The following is a 15,969-nucleotide window of genomic DNA, read 5'->3' on the forward strand; positions in this document are numbered from 1 at the left end:
GCTCAGACTCGCTTTTGTTGGGCGTAGCCCTTCAGGACTTCTTCGCGCAGCACGCCCCAGATGGCGGCGTGCAGTTCCACGAAACGCGGATGCGTGCGCACTTCGGCCACGTCGCGCGGCCGCGGCAGGTCGATGGTGAATTCGCCAATGGGATGCGTGCCCGGCCCTGCTGACAGCACCACCACGCGGTCGCTCATGGCGATGGCTTCGTCCAGGTCGTGCGTGATGAACAGCACGGCCTTGCGCTTGGCCATCCAGAGATCCAGGACCTCGTTCTCCATGAGCTGGCGGGTCTGGATGTCCAAAGCCGAGAACGGCTCGTCCATCAGGATGATGTCGGGGTCGCGGATCAGCGTCTGCGCCAGCATCGCGCGCTTGCGCATGCCGCCCGACATCTGATGCGGATAGCGGCCTTCAAAGCCGCCCAGGCCGACGCGGCGCATCCATTCGCGGCCGCGCTCGAGCGCTTGCGGACGCGGCACGCCCGCAAAGTCCAGGCCGGCCACCACGTTGTCCAGCGCGCTGCGCCAAGGCAGCAGGGCCTCGCCCTGGAACATGTAGCCGGCGCGCTCGTTGATGCCGGACAGGGGCTGCCCGAACACCTGCACCCGGCCCGACGACGGCGCCAGCAGGCCGGCGCTGACGTTGAGCAGCGTGGACTTGCCGCAGCCGGTCGGGCCCACCACCGACACGAACTCCCCCGGCGCGATGGCCAGGGAAGTGTCGCTGACGGCGGTGTAGCGCTGCGAGCGGTCGTCGCGGGAGACAAAGGTGCAGCTGATGTTTTCCAGCGACAGCGCGGCTTCAGCCATTGGGGTACTTCTCGTTGGCGCGGCGCGCGTAGTCGTTGGTCCAGACCTTGGACGGATCGATCTTGGCGCCGTCGAAGTCCGCCTGGTAGGCTGCCAGCGCCTTGAGCGCGGTGGCCGCGCCGTCCTCGGGGATCATGCCATCGGGCGACAGGCCTTCCAGGCTCTTCGCAATGGCGGCCTTATAGACGGCCGGATCGCCCAGTAGATAGGTTTCCGGGACAACCTTGGCGATCTCGTCGGCGCCGGCCTTCTGGATCCACTTGTCGGCGCGCACCAGGGCGTTGGCCAGGGCCTGGGTGGTGTTGGGATTGGCGTCGATAAAGGCTTGCGGCGCGTACAGGCAGCCCGCCGGCATGTTGCCGCCGAAGATTTCCTGGGTGTCCTTGAGCGTGCGCGTGTCCACGATGATCTGGATGTCGCCGGGCATTTCCAGCATCGACACCACCGGGTCGGTGTTGGAAATGGCATCGATCTGGCCGCTGCGCAAGGCGGTCACCGCGCCTGCGCCTGCGCCCACGCCGATGATGGAAACGTCCGAGGCCTTCAGGCCGTGCTTGGCCAGGAAGAAGCTGACCACCATGTTGGTGGATGAGCCCGGCGCGGTCACGCCGATCTTCTTGCCCTTCAGGTCGGCGGCGCTCTTGTAGTTGGGCAGGTTCTTCTTCGACACGCCCACGCCGATCATCGGCGCGCGGCCCTGCAGCACGAAGGCGCGATAGGCCTGGCCCTTGGACTGCATGGACAAGGTGTGTTCGAACGCGCCCGACACGATGTCCGCGCTGCCGCCCACCACGGCCTGCAAGGCCTTGGAGCCACCCGCGAAGTCGGCAATGCTGACGTCCAGCCCTTCGTCCTTGAAGTAGCCGCGGGCTTCCGCGATGGACAGGGGGAGATAGTAGATCAGCGGCTTGCCGCCGACGGCGATCTGGACCTTGGTCTTCTCCAGCTTCTGCGCGCGCACGATAGCGGGCGCCATGCCCATGACGCCGGCGGCGCCGGCCATCTTGAGCAGATCACGGCGAGTGACTGACATGTGGTTGTCTCCTAGTTGTCGGGCAGACCGATAGCGCCGGTCTTCGCCAGCTCTTCTATAGCCGCTGAATCATACCCCAGCGATTTCAGGACTTCCTCGGTATGTTCCCCTAATCTCGGACCCACCCAGCGCGTCTCTCCGGGCGTCTCCGACAACTTGGGCACCACGGCCGGCAGCTTGACGGGCGTGCCGTCGGGGAAGCGATGCTGCTCTATCATGCGGCGCGCCAGGAACTGCGGGTCGCTGAACATGTCGGCCACGCTGTAGATCTTGCCCACGGGCACGTCGGCGCCCTTCAGGATGCCCAGCGCCTCCTCGATGCCGCGCGCGCCGCACCATTGCTGGATGGCGCCGTCGATCTCTTCCACGCGCCTGGCGCGGCCGTCGTTGCGCACCAGCGCGGGGTCCGTCGCCAGGTCGTCGCGGCCAATGGCGCGCATCAGCCGGTGGAAGATCGCGTCGCCGTTGCCGGCGATGACGATGTTCTGGCCATCCCGGGTGGTGTAGGTATTCGAAGGCACGATGCCCGGCAGCGCGCCGCCAGTGCGTTCGCGCACGACGCCGGCCACGTCGTATTCGGGCACCAGGCTTTCCATCATGTTAAACACGGCTTCGTACAGCGCCACGTCCACCATCTGCCCCTGCCCCGCCTGGCATTCCGCGCCCTGCTTGCCGTTCCAGCGCCCGCCCGTGGCATCCCGGTGGCGCAGCGCCATCATCGCGCCGATCACGCCGTGCAGCGCCGCGATGGAATCGCCGATGGAGATGCCCACGCGCAAGGGCGGCCGGTCCGGATGGCCGGACACATAGCGCAGACCGCCCATGGATTCGCCGATGGCGCCGAAACCCGGCTGGTCTTTCATGGGACCAGTCTGCCCGTAGCCCGACAGGCGCACCATGATGAGCGCAGGGTTGACGGCACGCAGTTGCTCATAGCCCAGGCCCCACTTCTCAAGCACGCCGGGCCGGTAATTCTCGACCACGACATCGGCGTCCAGCGCCAATTGGCGAGCGATTTCACGCGCGCGCGGGTCCTTGAGGTTAAGTGCGATGGATTGCTTGTTGCGGGCCTGCACCGTCCACCAGAGGGAGTTGCCTTCGTGCAGATGGCGCCAGCTGCGAATGGGATCGCCGCCGCCCGAGCCGTCAGGCCCATGCGGCGTTTCCACCTTGATGACGTCGGCGCCGAATTCGCCGAAGATGCGCGCGGCGAACGGGCCGGCAATGAGCGTGCCGAGTTCCAGGACCTTCAGTCCGGTCAGCGCTGACATCGTTTGTCTCCTCGCTTTTTGCTTAGGCGGCCCTCGATGCGTTGCCGAAGGCTCACGATTTTGTACTGACGGGGCCCGCGCCGGCGAGCAGGCGGAGGGCGTAATCTTCAGGTGGTCTTGCGCTCCATCAGGGCCCACGCGATAGTGCCGGCGTCCACGTATTCGAGTTCGCTGCCGGCGGGCACGCCGCGCGCCAGCCGGGTAACGCGCAGGCCGCGTTCGCTGAGCGCCTCGCCCAGGAAATGCGCGGTGGTCTCGCCTTCGGCGGTGAAGTTGGTGGCCAGGATGACTTCCTGCACCACGCCGTCGGTGGCGCGCTTGATCACCCGCTCGAAATCCAGTTCGCGCGGGCCGATGCCTTCCAGGGGCGCGACGCGGCCCATCAGCACGTAGTACAAGCCACGATAGCCGTGACTGGACTCGATCATGTTCTGGTCGGCTGGCGTCTCGACGATGCACAGCAGAGAGGGATCACGCTTGGGGTTGATGCAGGTGCCGCAGACCTCTTCTTCCGAGAAGCTGTTGCAGCGTGCGCAATGCTTCAGGTCCCGCACCGCGCCCGCCAACGCCTGTCCCAGCATGTCCGCGCCTTGCGGGTCATGCTGCAGCAAGTGATAAGCCATGCGCCGGGCAGAGCGCACGCCCACGCCAGGCAGGCGCCGCAGCGCCTCGATCAACGAGACGAGCGGCTCGGGTTCAGGCAATAGCGGGTCCATTGCGGCCTGGGGGCTGCGCTTAGAAAGGCAGCTTCATGCCCGGGGGCAAGGGCATGCCAGCGGTAACCGACGCCATCTTTTCCTGCGAGGTCGCCTCGGCCTTGCGCAGTGCGTCGTTGAACGCGGCGGCGACCAGGTCTTCCAGCATGTCCTTGTCGTCACCCAGAAGCGACGGGTCGATGGCAACGCGCTTGACGTCGTGGCGGCAGGTCATGGTGACCTTGACCAGGCCGCCGCCCGAGGCGCCTTCGACCTGGATCTCGGCCAGCGCATCCTGCGCCTTCTTCATGTTTTCCTGCATTTGCTGCGCCTGGCGCATCAGGCCGGCCAGTTGTCCTTTCATCATGATCGATGCTTCCTTGAATGAGGGGAATGAGAGATGGCCGCCGCTTCAAGCAGCGGCAGCGGGGGAATCGACGTGGCGGATCGAGCCGGGCACGACCTGGCCGCCGAAATCGGCAACCAGTGCCTGCACGAAAGGATCGACGGCGACAGCGTCCTCGGCGGCCTGTTGGCGAGCCGCGCGTTCGGCCTGGGCCACGGCATGCGCCGTCGCCTCGCCCGTTGCGCCGACCTCGACGTCCAGCCGTATGCCTTGGCCGAAATGTTCGCACAGCACCGTCTGCAGACGGACGCGGCTTTCGCTTTCCGCCAAGGTTTTGACGGCGACGCGCAGGACGATGGCATCGCCCTGCACGCCGGCCCATTCGCTTTGGCGCGCCAGTTCGGCCGCCAGGCCGGTGACCGGCAGGCGCGCGGCCAACTCAGGCCAGGTGTCGGAGGTCATGTCCGCCATGCGGGCGCGCGACTGCCGCTTGCGCGCGGACGGAGGGCCTTCGCGGCGAGCCGGGGCCGTGGGCGGCGGCGCAGCCGAAGGCGAGCTGGCCAGGGTTTCAAAACCATCGTCGTCGGGATCCGACGTGAAGCCGCTGTCGGGCGAGTAACCGCCTTCTGCTTCGAACGGGATTTCTTCGTCGACCCAGGCAGGCGGACCATCTGCGTCGTCGGCCTGGGGCGCAGGCGCGATAGCGGCGGCGGTAGCCGGCGTGACCGCCAGCGCCGCAGTGCCGGCAGCCTTGCCGGCGTCGGCCTCGGGAGCCGCGGGCGGCGCGGCGGGCAGATCTTCCCAGGGAGGCACGCTACCGCCCTGGACGGTCTGCGGGGCCGCGGCGTCCGGTTCAGATGCTGCGGAGACGACATCCGGCACAGGCGCCTGCTCGGGGGTGATCACGGGCGCGGCGGGGGCCTCGGCCGGCGCGGGCGCCTGCGCCGCAGGGGCCGGGGCCGGCGCAGCGGCCGCTGGCGCTGCCGGTGTTGCGGCAACCACGGGGGCAACAGCGGCCGGCGGGACGGGTGCGGACGCAGGCGCCGCCGCCGTGACCGGCGCGGATGCCGCAGCCGCATCGGCGGTCTGGCGGGCGGGCGCGGCGGGCGCTTCCACCGCGGTCTGCGGACCGGCTTCGCCATTGAGCGCCAGCATGCGCAGACAGGCCATGATGAAGCCCGCGTACTCGTCGGGCGCCAGGGTCAATTCGCTGCGGCTATGCACCGCCACGGAATAGAAAAGCTGCACGGCGTCGGGATGCAGCGCCTGTGCCAGCCGGGCGATGTCGCCGGCAAGAGGATCCTCGGCGGGCGTCACGCCGCGCACGCGCTGCTCGATGGCCACGCGCGACAGCAGCACCGCCAGGTCGGCCAGCGCGCCAGCGTAGGACAGACCGCGGATCGCCAATTCGTCCGCGACCGCGAGCACGCCCTTGGCATCGCCCGTGGACAGCGCGTCTAGCAGGCGCACCAGATGGCGCTGGTCGATCGTGCCGAGCATGCCGCGCACGGCATCCTCGGTCAGGTTGCCGGCGCTATAGGCGATGGCCTGATCGGTCAGCGACAGCGCATCGCGCATGGAGCCTGCGGCCGCCTGCCCGATCAGCCGCAGGGCGGGCACTTCGAATCCCACCGATTCCTGGCCGAGCACGGCCTGCAGGTGCCCGACGATGGAGTCGGCCGGCATCTGCTTCAGGTTGAACTGCAGGCAGCGCGACAGCACCGTCACCGGGATCTTCTGCGGATCGGTGGTCGCCAGTATGAATTTGACGTGGGGCGGCGGCTCTTCCAGCGTCTTGAGCATGGCGTTGAACGCATGCCCGGTCAGCATGTGGACTTCGTCGATCATGTAGACCTTGAAGCGTCCGGCGCCCGGCGCGTACACCGCCTGCTCCAGTAGCTGCGTCATTTCCTCGACGCCGCGGTTCGAGGCCGCGTCAAGCTCGAGGTAATCGACGAAGCGCCCGGAATCGATTTCCGTGCAGGCGCGGCACACCCCGCAAGGCTTGGAAGTGATGCCTGTTTCGCAGTTGAGCGACTTGGCCAGGATGCGCGAAAGCGTGGTCTTGCCCACGCCCCGGGTCCCGGTGAACAGCCAGGCGTGGTGCAGGCGTTGGGTGTCGAGCGCATGCGTCAGCGCGCGCACCACGTGATCCTGTCCCACGAGGGTATCGAACGATCGCGGCCGCCACTTGCGGGCCAGTACCAGATAAGTCATGGGTGGATTGTAGAGCCTGTTTCGCAAGCTGGCCCGAAATGGCCTGTCCAGCTTCCGGGGTTCGGCGCGGGAACAGGGCATTCATGCTCCGCGCGGCCTGAAACACAAAGGGGACGGGCTTATTCCCGTGGAACGTATCCTTGGAAAATAACCCCGTCCCCCTTGAAAGCGGCAATGTCATGGATAGACATGACACGCTGCTTTGAAGAATCCGGTTGGCGAGCCTTACTCCGGCACTGACCCTAAACGACTATGGCTGCTTCGTTCCCGACCTGACCAGGTTCACCGCCGAACCATGCGGAGGGGCCCGCCAGCCGAGATTCTAGCAGAGCTGCGCTTCGCTTGCTTGCTCGAATCTCGGCTGGCGGGCCCCGAGGGGCAATATGTGCGCCCCCGCCCCGGCCCTCCCCCCGAGGGGGAGGGGGTGGGACTTCGCTTCGCTGGTCCTTTTGGCTCGCTTCGCTTTGCCTTGCTTGCTTTGCTTGCCTTGCGCCGCTTTGCCTTGGCTTGCTGGCTGGGGTTGGGGTGGGGAGCGTTATTGGGGGGAGGCGGGAGCCAGGACGTAGAGTTTGCGGACTGGGGTGTGGATGTGCCAGATGCCTTCGGTGTTGGGGGACATGGCCAGGGTGTCGCCTGCCTGGAAGGGCTGTGGGGCTTGGCCGTCGGGGGTGAAGGTGCCGGAGCCGGCGAGGATGTGCATGATTTCGCCTTCCTTGACCTGGCGGCGGAATTGGCCGGGAGTGCATTCCCAGATGCCCGCGCTGGTGGCTTCCGCGCCCGGGATCACGATTTTTCTGGCGCGTAGCGCGCAGGCGGGTTCGCTGAGCGGGATGCCGACCGGGCCGAGGTCGTCCAGAGGCGTGGTCTCGCGGGTCTGGGGGATATGCTGGATCGTCATGGGGTTCTCCGGGGCGTGAAGCAGGCGTCTACGAAAACTTGTCGCACAGGCCGTAATAGGCCACGCCCAGCGCAATGTAGAAGCGCTTGAGGCCATGGAACGGCAGCGGCGTGATCGGGGTCACGGGGTATGGCATGGGCTCGCCCTGGGCAATGCTGCGGGCCAGGCAGCGGCCCATCTGCGTCGCCAAGGCGACGCCGCGGCCGTTATAGCCCAGCAGGATATGCAGGTTGGGCGAAGGCTGATGGACATGCGGCACGAAATCGCGCGTCAGGGCAATACGGCCGGCCCAACGGTAGGTGAACGGAATCCGGGCAAGTTCCGGAAACAGCATGCGCGCCCCGCGCACCAGGTGGTCCCAGTCCTGCTCTGCGACGGGGTCGGCGAAATGGCCGCGACCTCCCAATACGAAACGGCCCTCGTGATCGCGGCGGAAGTACAGCAGCAGACGGCGGGAGTCGGATGCCACCACGCCCCCAGGCATGATGTGGCCGTATGCCTGCGCATCCAGCGGGCCCGTGGCGACGATAAAGCTGTTGGCGGCGATGACACTGCGCTGCAAGCCTGGCCACAGGCCGTTGGTATAGCCGTTGGTGGCGATCAGCGCATGTTCGGCCTTGACCGTGGCGCCCTGCTGCGTGCGGGCCAGCCATTGCTGGCCCGAGCGTTCCAACGCCGTGACGCAGCTATGTCCATGCACCGACGCTCCCGCGGCTTGCGCCGCCGCCAGCAACCCCCGCGTGTAGCTCAGCGGCTGAATGCTGCCGGCGCGCCGGTCTATCCAGCCTCCCAGGAAGCGGTCCGTTCCCAGGCGCGCGCTGACCGCATCCCGCTCCAGGATTTCCACTGGCGCCCCGCGCTCCAGCCACTGCCGGGCACGGTCCGACACCGTCTCCAGGGCCCGCAGCGAATGGGCGGGCTGTATCCAGCCGGCGCGCGTCGCATGGCAGGAGATTCCATGCTTGTCGATCAGTTCGAACACCGTGTCGGCCGCCGCCCCCACCATGCGCAGCAGAGGTTCACCCAGCTCTTTCCCATAGCGAGCCAGGATTGCGCGCGGATCGTGCTTGATACCGGGGATGACCTGCCCGCCATTGCGGCCGGACGCGCCCCAACCCGGGTCCTGGGCGTCGAGCACGCAGACGCGCAAGCCCGATTCGCTAAGGTGCAGGGCTGCCGACAGACCGGTGATGCCGGCGCCGACAATGACGACATCGCATTGGACGGAACCGGCCAGGACAGGCCCGGCAGGCGCCTGCCCCGCGGTCTGCTGCCACAAGGATTGCCGGGCATCGCCCGAGTCTGGTGCGCGCATGGTGTGTATCAGCGTCCGCTTGCCTGGGGAAACACGAAAGGAGTCGCGTCGGCGAAACGGCTCAGCACGTTCGCCGTGATACGCGACACGTTGTTGTCATAGCCGTTCCAGGCCAGCGAAGCGCCCCAGGTAATCGAACCCGTGGAGAAAACAGCGCCGCCGTTCAGGCATTCGTAGAACACCAGGTCCGCGTAGCAGTGCTTGGCCTCTTCGCCGTTGATGGTGGGATGGTGATAGGTGGTTTCCTCTGGCACGACGTTGTAGTAGCGCGTGTGCTTTTCCGAGCGGGCCACGATCAGCGTATGCGGCGGCGTACCCAGGCGGAAATCGACGCGGTCGATCTCGTCGCCTGCGGCGCCGCCTCCACTGCTGCCAAAATCGCCGATGATTTCATCCTCCACCCCTGCGAACATGAACGCCACGCGCGGGTCGTGGCTTTCAGGCCGCCGGCGGTAATAGGAGGACGCGTCGAACCCGGTCGCGGTCGTGCCGATGCCGGTCAGCGTCTGCGGCGCAATCCCGATGCGGCGCCAGGTGCCACCGTACTCGCCGGTGTAGCTGTGATAGCTTTCGCCGGCCGGCGTCTCGCTGTAGCGCGCGCCCGTCTCGGTGCGGCGCAATTCCATCAACCAGGGCTTTTCGGGGTGATAGGCGCAGCGCCAATAGAAGCCGTTGCCTCCCATGTACATAAGGCGGCCTCCCAGCCCCTGGTACGCCACCATGGCCTGCCACATGCGCGTGGTCCAGTACTCGGGGTGCGCACCGGTCATGACCACCTTGTAGCCTTCCAGGGCCTGCAGCCCTTCGGCGTGCAGCATATCGTCCGTAATGACGTCGTAGTCGTAGCCCTTTTCGTCCAGCCAGTCCAGGAAGTGCGTATCGCCGTTCAGCGACCAGGTGCGGCATTGCAGATGCATGCTGAAGACCGGACGCAGGCGCGAGGCGTAGTAGACGCCATAGCCGTCGGAATGGGTGTCGTACATGGACAGGCCCAGTTCGCGGTGCTCGCCCAGGTAGGTCTCCCAGGGATACAGGACCATGAAGTTGCCCGACTTCATTTCCATGCCTTCTTCGTCCAGGCGGTAGTGGGAATTCGAATACGCCATGTACGTGGCCGTGGATGCAAGGAACGCGATGCGCTTGCGCGGGCCGCCCGGTTTCGGCCGCACGATGAAGGTGATGCGTTCCTGCTCACCTCTCGCACCGGTCAGGCGCGCTGCGTACAGGCCGCTGGGCAGGTCCTCCGGCACGGTCAGGCTGAAGTCGGTTTCCCAGCGCGCGTCCTCCAGCGTGTCGTCATGGAAGTGCAGCGCGGCGAAATGGTCGGGACGTTCGCGCCAGAACATGACGCTGGAATCCCAGCGCAGCCCGGGCACGCCGCGGGCGGGCAGGTTCTCGATACGCCCCTCGGACCAAGGCCTCGCCGTGTCGACAATCACATCGGTGTCGATGCGCCGCGAGAAATCCCACGCAACCAGGGGCGGAGCAGCAAGGCGGCGCGCCTGCGGTTCCACCCGTAACTGGGCCAGGTCGGCGTCCGCGGCGCCATAGGGCAGCAGCGTGGGCGAATCGAGCCGGCCGTTGTAGTGCCTGGCGTACTGCGGAAACCGCTTGCCGGTGGCGGCCGCCCCCATCGTCAGCGCAAGGCCCGCCAACGCAACCGGATCCACGGACGCCAGCCGGCCGCTGGCCTGGGCGTGAGAATCCACGGCCAGCAAGGGATTGGCCGGAATCTGGCGCAGCGCGACAGTCCCCGCGTCCAGGTCCATGTTCACCGCCACCAGATACCACTGCCTCGCGGTCATGGGCAATCCGAGCGTGAGACGCTCGCTCTTGCCGCCGCTGCCCTGCTCCCAAAACAGGCAACCTTCGCGGTCCAGGCCCAGCAGGTAGCCTATGCGCGCCGCCTCGTCCCAGCGCGACAGGATCACCTGATCCCCACCGTTGCAGAGCAAGGTCGGCATCACCGCCAGGATCCAGCTCTTGCTGCCGGCGGCAGGCTCGCTGAATGCCGGCGCCACCGCGCGCGAACCGGTTTCGGTGCCTTGCGGACGTCCCGCGATGCCGGTGGCGATGCCAGGCAACACCACGGTTTCCTTCAGGCCGGGCGCGCCCGGCGATACGTCGCCGCTGCGGATGCGCACCAAGTCCGCGTCATAGCGCAGCGCCTGCGCGCAGCTGACTTTGAATTCTATGGTTTCGCCGGGCGCGACCGTCCAGGTGCTGGGGTATCCCAGGATCTCGTACATACAGGCTCCGTCAAAGGGTATCGGGCAACACGGTGTGGGGGGCCAGCGTTCAGTCCAGGTCGGACGGCCAGGGATAGGGGGAATGGATGGCCCAGCGAATCTTCAGCAGCGCCCATTGCGCGTCGGCCAGCTTGGCGTAGCGCTGCGGCGCCAGTTCCACCGGATCGCCACGCCCCTCCCCCAGCCGGCCAATGGCGTATTCCGAGTAAGGCTTGGTGCACACGATGACCTGCTTGCCGGCCATGGGCTCCATCCGCAAGCGATTGAGCAGCCGGTTCAGCTTCAGTGGCCGATTCTTGGTGGTAGTGGTCCTGAAGTGCTTGAGCAACTCCGCATCTTCGGGCTGGATCTCGTACATATTGCGCTCCGGGCATGAAAGAGGGTTCAGTGGTCGCGTTCAGGCGCGGCGAACATTTCGAGTCCGACCGTGCGTTCCAGCAACAGCACCAGGGCAAGCGTGAAGACGATCAGCGACGTGGCGATGGCGGCGATCACGGGGCTGGCGCTTTCCTGTATCTGCGTGAGGATGCGCACAGGCAAGGTATTGACGTCGGGCGCAACCAGAAAGACGGTGATCGTTGCTTCGTCGAACGACACGATGAAACAGAACAGGAAGGCGGTGATGAGGCCGGGCTTGAGCATGGGCAAAGTCACGGTGCGCAGGACCTGCGCGGGCCGCGCTCCCAGGCTCATGCTGGCCTCGCCCAGCGCGGGGTCCAGCTTGCGCAGCGAATTCAAGATGGGGCGGTACGCAAACGGCAGCGTGATGATGCAATGCGCGAGCACAATGCCCAGGTATGAACCGCTGACGCCCAGCAACCCGAGCAGGCCCAGGAAAGCCACACCCAGCGCCGCGTTGGGAAACACCAGCGGCAGCATGATCAGGGATTCGATGACACCGCTGCCCCTGATGCGGCTCCGGTCCAGCACCAGCGCGGCCAGCAGGGCTGCCGACGTGCTGATGAACGCCACCAGCAGGGCGATGCCGGCGCTGACCGCCAGCAACCCCAGCCATTGCGCGTCGGTAAAAAACTCCAGATACCAGCGCCAGGAAAGCGATGCCAGCGGCACAGTGAAGTAGCCGGTGGACGTGAACGACGATACCGCCACAATCAGGATGGGCAATGGCAGAAAGCCGAACAGCAATACCAGCAGCAAACGGTAGAGCCAGCGCATATCAAGCTCCCATTCCGGACACCCGCGCGGCGACGCGGCGTTCAAGCCATTGCAAGGGGATGACCAGCGAGAACGCCGCGAACAGCAGGACGATCGCCATGCTGGCGGCCTTCGGATAGTCGAAGACCTGCAGCACGTCCTGATAGATCTGCGTCGCCAACATTCCGTCGCGCACGCCGCCCAGCAGGAGCGGCGTCACGATGGCGCCGGTCGACAGCAGATAGACCAGCATGGCACCGGTAATGACACCCGGCAGGCTCAAGGGCAAGGTGACGTACAGGAAAGTCTTGATCGGGCCGGCAGACAGTGTCTGCGACGCCTCGTCCAGGGCGCGGTCCAGATGCAGCAGAACCGCCAGCACGGACACGATGAAGAACGGGCTGAAGACATGCACCAGACCGATCACGACGCCGGTCATGTTGAATATGAGGCGCATGGGCGCATCGATCACGCCCAGCGACAACAACAGCGAGTTCAGCGTGCCCTTGGGTCCCAGGATCACCAGCCAGCCGTAGGTGCGCACCACCACGCTGACCAGCCATGGCGTGATCACCAGCATCATCAGGAAATTCCGGTTGCCCCGGTAACGCGAGATCGCATAGGCGATGGGATAGCCGACCAGCACGGAAACCAGCGTCACGACCAGCGCGATCCCGATCGTGCGCAACAGCACCGCGACATAGTCGGCGCGCTCGAAGAAGCTGGTGAAATTTCCCAGGCCGAAGCCGTCCCCGGTGCGCAGCGATTCGACGACGAGATAAGCGATCCCCGTGACGAACATGAGGATCAGGATCGCCGGAGGAAGCAGCAGTATCAGCGGCGGCCTGGTGGATTTCATCGCGGCGTCTCCCGGCTTAGCGGCCGGCGCCCGCCATGGCGCGCTCGACCAGCTCGATGCGCGACTTGCGGGATTCGGCGATGTAGTTCCAGTCCGGCTGGTAGAGCTGGTCGCGCAGGGCGTTCAAGGGTTGGCCCAGTTCCTTTTCAGTCGCAGGCGACAGCTTGGCCGTGCTGTTGAGCGGCAGATAGCCGGCGATGTCGGCAATGCGCGACTGCCCTTCCGGCTGGGCGACGTAATTGAGCCACTTCAGGTAGCTGGCCCGGCCTTGCGCCTTCTTCGGCACGACCACGAGATAGGGCAGGATCAGCGCGCCCTCCTTCGGAATGACCATCTCGATGTTGTTCTGCCCGTCGCGCTTCATCTGCCACACGCGGGTCGAGTAATAGGGCGCGGCCGTGACTTCTCCACGTTGCAGCAGTTGGTTCATCTGCGCCATCGAGCTATACATCGCAAGCGAGTTCTTGCCCAGCGCGGTCAGCAAGGCCAGGCCCTTGGCGGTATCGCGCTCGTTGCCCCCCTCGGCCACGGACATGATCGTCAGATCGTAGGCCGAGCTGTATACCGGACGGGTAACGGACAGCTTGCCCGCCCACTTGGGGTCGCCCAACGCCTTCCAGGACGAGAAATCGGAGGGCTTCGCCAGGTCCTTGTTCACCGCGATGCCGTAATAGGCGAAGTAGGTGCTGACGCCGATCAGGCGTCCGCCGGGCGTCTTCAGCAGGTATTTCTCCGGCACGTTCTTTAACGCCGGCACCTCGTTCATGTCGAAGTCTTCAAGCAGGCCATCGCTGTACATTTGCGCGGCCTCGAAGAATGACGACAGCGCCGCATTGAATTTGGGAGCGTCCTTCTGCGCGCGCACCTGGGCTTCGGGCGTTGGCACTTCGACGATTTTCACGCCGATCCCGGTTTCCTTGGTAAAGGGTTCGGCATAAGCCTCGCGCCAGGCCGCACCGACGCCTCCGCCCCACGTGGCCATGGTGATGTCCTGCGCGCCGGCTGTGCCGCAAACGGCCATGAACGCGGCGACGGTCCAATTGGCGAATCGATGTGTGCTCATTGTGCGACTCCAGTGAGAGAGAACAGCGCTAGAGGGATACAACCGAAATGCGGCTGTCGTCCCAGGTCAGTCCGACGGTTTCGCCCTGCCCTGGCAAGGGCAGCCCAGCCTGCGCCGGCCAATCGGCGATCAGGGTCCGGGCGCCGGCCCGCAGCCAGACACGGGTGTTCTGCCCGGCATAGACGCGGCGCTCCACACGGGCTTGCAGGCGCGCACTGCCGGCAGGCGCCAGCTTCAGGTGCTGCGGCCGTAGCGATACGCCCACGGCGCTGCCCGCGCTAAAACGCGTGCCCGGCAAATCGAATCCGCAACCGAGTTCCGCGCAATCCAGGCGGGTCGCGCCGGCCTGCACCACTCCTTCGAAGAAATTCGTGTCCCCCACGAACTCCGCAACAAAGCGGGTCTGAGGGTTTTCGTAGATGGTGGCGGGATCGCTGACCTGGTCGATCAGGCCGTTGCGGAACACGGCGACGCGATCGGACATGGTCAGCGCCTCTTCCTGATCGTGCGTCACGAAGATAAAGGTAGTACCCAGCTTTTCCTGGATCAGCTTCAGCTCGGTCTGCATCTGGCGCCGGATCTTCATGTCCAGCGCGCCTAGCGGCTCGTCCAGCAGCAGCACCCGGGGTTCCATGACGATGGCGCGCGCCAGCGCCACGCGCTGCTTTTGCCCGCCCGAAATCTGGCCGATGTAGCGCGCCCCATAACCTTCCAGGCCGACCATCGCCAGCGATCGCTCCACCTTGCCGCGGATGCCGGCGGACGTTTCGCGCCGCATCCGCAAGCCGTAGCCGATGTTCTCGGCAACGGTGAGGTGCGGGAACAGAGCCAGGTTCTGGAACACCATGCCCAGCGGGCGGCGGTACGGGGGCGCTGACAGGATCGACTGTCCGTCTATCTTCACCTCGCCGGAAGTGGGCGTTTCAAAGCCCGCGATGATCCGGATGAGCGTGGTCTTGCCGCAGCCGCTGGGCCCCAACAAGGTCAGAAACTCTCCTTCGCGCACATCCAGGCTGACACCTTTCAATGCCGCCGATGCGCCGAACGTCTTCGTGACGTTCTGGATCTGGAGGATCGGCGTTCCCGCTGTTTTCTGGCCCTGCCCCATGCTCACACACTCCGGCAAAACAGATGAATGAGCGCAGGATATTGGAGCTAATATGCTTTGGGCAATAGTAAAATCCCGTACTGAGGTTTATTATTATCGCTAGGCGGTAATTGACACTCAAAATACGGGAAAACGAGGAGCCAAAAATGCTGGAACAGGCCGAATTGGATGTCGACGATGGCATGTTCAATCACTCGTTCGCGAGAGGGCTGAAGGTCCTCTTCGCGTTTCGCGGCGCGCAAAGCGCAATGTCGCTGTCGGAAGTGGCGCAAGCCGTGGGCACAAGCGTCAGCACGGCCCAGCGCACGGTGTACACGCTTGAAAAGCTGGGCCTTATCAGCAAATCGCCCAAGACGCGGAAATTCAGTCCCACGCTGCGCGTGCTGGAGCTGGGCTACAACTACATCGCTGCCGATCCCCTGGTCGAAGCTGCCAACCCCTTCCTGGCCGAGCTGTCCAATATCACCGGGGAAACCGTCAACCTGACCGAACCCCTGGACCACGAGATGGTGTATGTATCCCGCGTGGTGGCGGCAAAGTTCATCCCCATCCACATGCCCATCGGCAGCCGCATCCCGATGTACTGCACGGCCAGCGGCCGCGCCTATCTGGGCGCACTGCCTGACGAACAGGCGCAGGCCATCCTGGATGCCTCCGCGCTGCAGCGCCATACGCAATGGACCGAAACGGATCCGGTAAAGCTGATGGAGATCGTCCGGCAGGCGCGGCGCGAAGGCATCGCCCACAACAAGGAAGAACTGTTCCTGGGCGATATGACGATTGCCGCGCCCATCATGAGCCAGCGCGGCACGCCCGTTGCGGCCGTGCACATCGTGGCGCCGACCAGCCGTTGGACCCTGGAAGAGGCGTTGGCACGCCTGGGACCGCTGGTGTTCGATTGCGCACGAGGCATCAACAACTCGGTGCGCTCGTTCACCTGACGGCCGC

15 protein-coding genes and 1 other RNA gene are annotated in these 15,969 nt (G+C 65.6%); 1 reads left to right on the forward strand and 15 read right to left on the reverse strand.

Annotated features, from left to right (window positions below; genetic code table 11):
* Positions 1-2: 2 nt before the first annotated feature.
* The 15 genes from CEY08_RS22510 to CEY08_RS22580 form a co-directional block, all read right to left on the reverse strand.
* A complete protein-coding gene (locus CEY08_RS22510) occupies positions 3-812 on the reverse strand; it encodes an ABC transporter ATP-binding protein (RefSeq protein ID WP_042794711.1) in 810 nt (269 codons plus the stop codon).
* Positions 805-1,845, reverse strand: coding sequence for an ABC transporter substrate-binding protein (locus CEY08_RS22515; RefSeq protein WP_076815040.1), 1,041 nt, complete (start codon positions 1,843-1,845; stop codon positions 805-807). Before CEY08_RS22515 ends, CEY08_RS22510 begins: the two co-directional genes overlap by 8 nt.
* A gap of 11 nt (positions 1,846-1,856) precedes the next feature.
* A complete protein-coding gene (locus tag CEY08_RS22520; protein ID WP_042794713.1) occupies positions 1,857-3,116 on the reverse strand; it encodes a CaiB/BaiF CoA transferase family protein in 1,260 nt (419 codons plus the stop codon).
* A gap of 107 nt (positions 3,117-3,223) precedes the next feature.
* Entirely contained in the window at positions 3,224-3,832 is a 609-nt protein-coding gene (gene recR / locus CEY08_RS22525; protein WP_042794715.1) for a recombination mediator RecR, read from the reverse strand.
* A 19-nt stretch (positions 3,833-3,851) separates the two neighbouring features.
* Positions 3,852-4,178: a YbaB/EbfC family nucleoid-associated protein gene (locus tag CEY08_RS22530; protein ID WP_042794716.1), complete on the reverse strand. Its 327-nt coding sequence runs from the start codon at positions 4,176-4,178 to the stop codon at positions 3,852-3,854.
* Between the two features lie 45 nt (positions 4,179-4,223).
* On the reverse strand, positions 4,224-6,374 hold the full coding sequence (locus CEY08_RS22535) for a DNA polymerase III subunit gamma/tau (RefSeq protein ID WP_076815042.1): 2,151 nt from the start codon (positions 6,372-6,374) through the stop codon (positions 4,224-4,226).
* A gap of 214 nt (positions 6,375-6,588) precedes the next feature.
* Positions 6,589-6,686: signal recognition particle sRNA small type (gene ffs / locus CEY08_RS22540), an RNA gene on the reverse strand.
* A gap of 223 nt (positions 6,687-6,909) precedes the next feature.
* Positions 6,910-7,272: a cupin domain-containing protein gene (locus CEY08_RS22545; protein ID WP_076815043.1), complete on the reverse strand. Its 363-nt coding sequence runs from the start codon at positions 7,270-7,272 to the stop codon at positions 6,910-6,912.
* A 28-nt stretch (positions 7,273-7,300) separates the two neighbouring features.
* Positions 7,301-8,587, reverse strand: coding sequence for an NAD(P)/FAD-dependent oxidoreductase (locus CEY08_RS22550; protein ID WP_076815045.1), 1,287 nt, complete (start codon positions 8,585-8,587; stop codon positions 7,301-7,303).
* A gap of 8 nt (positions 8,588-8,595) precedes the next feature.
* Positions 8,596-10,836 (reverse strand): N,N-dimethylformamidase beta subunit family domain-containing protein, encoded by a 2,241-nt coding sequence (locus CEY08_RS22555; RefSeq protein WP_076815047.1) that lies wholly within the window; start codon positions 10,834-10,836, stop codon positions 8,596-8,598.
* A 49-nt stretch (positions 10,837-10,885) separates the two neighbouring features.
* Positions 10,886-11,194, reverse strand: a complete 309-nt coding sequence (locus CEY08_RS22560; protein WP_042794719.1) for a N,N-dimethylformamidase alpha subunit family protein — start codon at positions 11,192-11,194, stop codon at positions 10,886-10,888.
* 26 nt (positions 11,195-11,220) lie between these two features.
* The gene (locus tag CEY08_RS22565; protein ID WP_042794720.1) at positions 11,221-12,012 is read right to left on the reverse strand and encodes an ABC transporter permease; all 792 of its coding nucleotides are present in this window, start codon (positions 12,010-12,012) and stop codon (positions 11,221-11,223) included.
* Position 12,013: 1 nt separating this feature from the next.
* On the reverse strand, positions 12,014-12,850 hold the full coding sequence (locus tag CEY08_RS22570; RefSeq protein ID WP_076815049.1) for an ABC transporter permease: 837 nt from the start codon (positions 12,848-12,850) through the stop codon (positions 12,014-12,016).
* A gap of 16 nt (positions 12,851-12,866) precedes the next feature.
* The gene (locus CEY08_RS22575) at positions 12,867-13,913 is read right to left on the reverse strand and encodes an extracellular solute-binding protein (RefSeq protein WP_042794722.1); all 1,047 of its coding nucleotides are present in this window, start codon (positions 13,911-13,913) and stop codon (positions 12,867-12,869) included.
* Between the two features lie 28 nt (positions 13,914-13,941).
* Positions 13,942-15,021, reverse strand: coding sequence for an ABC transporter ATP-binding protein (locus tag CEY08_RS22580; RefSeq protein ID WP_063643180.1), 1,080 nt, complete (start codon positions 15,019-15,021; stop codon positions 13,942-13,944).
* Positions 15,022-15,167: 146 nt separating this feature from the next.
* On the opposite strand from CEY08_RS22580, the gene CEY08_RS22585 reads away from it, so the two are divergent.
* A complete protein-coding gene (locus CEY08_RS22585; RefSeq protein ID WP_042794723.1) occupies positions 15,168-15,962 on the forward strand; it encodes an IclR family transcriptional regulator in 795 nt (264 codons plus the stop codon).
* The last annotated feature ends 7 nt before the right edge of the window (positions 15,963-15,969 follow it).

Source organism: Achromobacter insolitus (assembly GCF_002209555.1).
Lineage (GTDB): Bacteria > Pseudomonadota > Gammaproteobacteria > Burkholderiales > Burkholderiaceae_B > Achromobacter > Achromobacter insolitus.